Annotated in this window: 3 protein-coding genes; all 3 read left to right on the top strand. The window is 64.7% G+C overall.

The genetic code is table 11. The features are described 5' to 3' along the window. Positions 1 to 545 (top strand): acetolactate synthase small subunit (ilvN, locus tag Q0K17_RS11045; protein WP_294542961.1); only part of this gene is annotated, 545 nt, incomplete at its 5' end. Positions 546 to 612: 67 nt separating this feature from the next. Beyond that, positions 613 to 1,632, top strand: coding sequence for a ketol-acid reductoisomerase (gene ilvC, locus Q0K17_RS11040; RefSeq protein ID WP_294542960.1), 1,020 nt, complete (start codon positions 613 to 615; stop codon positions 1,630 to 1,632). Positions 1,633 to 1,690: 58 nt separating this feature from the next. Continuing rightward, a partial coding sequence (gene ilvD / locus Q0K17_RS11035) for a dihydroxy-acid dehydratase (RefSeq protein WP_294542959.1) occupies positions 1,691 to 3,105 on the top strand: 1,415 nt, incomplete at its 3' end.

The raw sequence follows: 3,105 nt of genomic DNA, 5'->3' as shown, positions 1-3,105 counted from the left end.
TCAGCCTGCTGGTGGACAACCAGAACGGTGTTCTGGCCCGGGTGTCCAGCCTGTTCTGCCGCCGGGGCTTCAACATCGACAGCCTGACCGTGTCGGCCACCAACGACCCCGCCGTCAGCCGCATCACCGTGGCCACCCACGGCAAGGACCAGGAGATCGAACAGTTGATTCTGCAGACCGAACGGCTGGAAGTGGCCCGCCAGGTCTTTGAACTCAATGCCGACAACAGCCTGCAGCGGGAACTGCTGCTGCTGAAGGTGGCCTGCTCCACCGCCAACCGGGCCGAACTGCGGGAGATCGCGGCGGTGTACAAATCCAAGATCATCGACCTTTCCCCCGACAGCATGGTCTTTGAACTCACCGGCAAGCCGGAAAAGATCGACGCCTTCCTGAAGATGTTCGACGGATACGAGATCCTGGAGCTCTGCCGTACCGGCGTCACCGCCCTGGAACGGGGCGGCAAACACCAGCACATGCAGAAACCGCCCCAGGAAGTGCGGGCCGCCCAGCTGCCCCTGCCCGGTACCCACTGCCCCACCCCCTGACCCCCAACTTTGTTTCCCGGTAAAACCTTCATTATAAAAATGTAATCAGCAAAGGAGAAATGAACCCATGGCTATCAACAAGTACTACGATTCCGACTGCAACCTCGGCGTGCTGGACGGCAAGACCGTCGCCGTCATCGGCTTCGGCAGCCAGGGCCACGCCCACTCCGAAAACCTGGCCGAAAGCGGCGTCAACGTGGTCGTCGGCCTGCGCAAGGGCTCCGGCCACTGGGCCAAGGCGGAGGAGTTTGCCGCCACCCATCCCAACTTCAAGGTCATGGAAGTGGAGGAAGCCGCCAAGGCCGGTGACGTGGTCATGATGCTGGTGCCGGACGAACTCTGCGCCGACATCTACTACAGCCAGGTCGCTCCCTACATGACCGAAGGCAAGGCCCTGGCCTTTGCCCACGGCTTCAACATCCACTTCAAGACCATCACCCCGCCCAAAAACGTGGACGTCATCATGATCGCCCCCAAGGGCCCCGGCCACATCGTCCGCCGCCTGTACACCGAAGGCGAGGGCTGCCCCTCCCTGATCTGCGTGGAGCAGGACTACACCGGCAAGGCCAAGGAGATCGCCCTGGCCTACGCTTCCGGCATCGGCGCCGGCCGTGCGGGCATCCTGGAGACCACCTTCAAGGAAGAGACCGAGACCGACCTGTTCGGTGAGCAGGCAGTCCTGTGCGGCGGCGTGTGCGAGCTGATCCATGCGGGCTTCGACACCCTGGTGGAAGCCGGCTACGCCCCCGAGATGGCCTACTTCGAGACCTGCCACGAGATGAAGCTCATCGTTGACCTGATCAACGAGGGCGGCTTCGACAAGATGCGCTACTCCATCTCCAACACCGCCGAATACGGCGACTACCGCACCGGCAAGCGCCTGATCACCGCCGAGACCCGCAAGGAGATGAAGAAGGTCCTGCAGGAGATCCAGGACGGCACCTTCGCCAGCGAGTTCCTCACCGAGATGAGCCCCAAGGGCGGCCGCAAGGTCCACTTCCTGGCCGAGCGCCGGATGCAGTCCGAGCACCTCATCGAGAAGGTGGGCAAGGAACTGCGCCAGATGATGAGCTGGCTGAAGAAGTAAGCTCCAACCCCAAACACAACAGCACGGCCGCCCCGGGCGGCAGAGGAGGATGTGCCCCATGCACAGCGATAACGTCAAGAAGGGCCCCGAGCGCGCCCCCAACCGCAGCCTGTTCTACGCCCTGGGCTATACCCCGGAAGAACTGGACCGCCCGCTCATCGGCGTGGTGTCCGCCTACAGTGAGATCGTGCCCGGTCACATGAACCTGGACAAGATCGCGGACGCCGTCAAGGCCGGTATCCGTATGGCCGGGGGCACCCCGGTGCTCATGCCCGCCATCGGCGTGTGCGACGGCATCGCCATGGGCCACATCGGCATGAAGTATTCCCTGGCCAGCCGGGAACTGATCTGCGACAGCGTGGAGACCATGTACATGGCCCACCAGCTGGACGGTCTGGTCCTGGTGCCCAACTGCGACAAGATCGTGCCCGGTATGCTCATGGCAGCCGTGCGCATGGATGTGCCCGCGGTGGTCTGCTCCGGCGGTCCCATGCTGGCCGGCCGCTACGGCGGGGAGGAGGTCAGCCTTTCCAAGATGTTCGAGGCGGTGGGCGCCTACAAGGCGGGGCTCATCAATGACGAACAGCTGGAGGACTGCACCTGCAACTGCTGCCCCGGCTGCGGCTCCTGCTCCGGCATGTACACCGCCAACAGCATGAACTGCCTGTGCGAGGCCATCGGTATCGCCCTGCCCGGAAACGGCACCATCCCGGCGGTCTACGCCAAGCGGCTGCAGCTGGCCAAGCGGGCCGGCATGGCGGTCATGGACCTGGTCAACCGGGGCATCACCGCCCGTCAGATCGTCAACGAGCGTTCCATCCGCAACGCCCTGACCTGCGATATGGCCCTGGGCTGCTCCACCAACACGGTGCTGCACCTGCTGGCCATCGCCTATGAGGCGGGGGTGCCCATCGACCTGAAACTCTTCAACGAGATCAGCGCCAAGACCCCCAACCTCTGCCATCTGGCCCCGGCGGGCCCCACCCACATGCCCGATCTGTACGAGGCGGGGGGCATCCCCGCCGTGCAGGCCGAGCTGGCCAAGGCGGGGCTGCTGGACCTGGATGTGCCCACCGTCACCGGCAAGACCCTGGGCGAGAACATCGCCGGGGCGAAGATCCTGGACGAGAAGGCCATCCGGCCCATCGACAACCCCTACTCGGTCAACGGCGGGCTGCAGATTCTGTGGGGCAACATTGCCCCGGACGGCTGCGTGGTCAAGCGCAGCGCCGTGGCCCCCGAAATGCAGCACCACACCGGTCCGGCCCGTGTCTTTGACAGCGAGGAGACCGCCATCACCGCCATCTACAACGGGGAGATCCACCCCGGGGACGTGGTGGTCATCCGGTACGAAGGCCCCAAGGGCGGTCCCGGCATGCGGGAGATGCTCAACCCCACCAGCGCCCTGGCGGGCATGAAGCTGGACACCACCGTGGCCCTCATCACCGACGGCCGGTTCTCCGGCGCGTCCCG

The organism is uncultured Gemmiger sp., from assembly GCA_944388105.1.
Lineage (GTDB): Bacteria > Bacillota > Clostridia > Oscillospirales > Ruminococcaceae > Gemmiger.
Note: the sequence above shows the minus strand (reverse complement) of the source record. Positions and strands in the feature narration are given on the sequence as shown.

Coding starts and splice junctions, on each gene's coding strand:
- ilvC (WP_294542960.1), top strand. CDS start 613: ATGGCTATCAACAAGTACTACGATTCCGACTGCAACCTCGGCGTGCTG.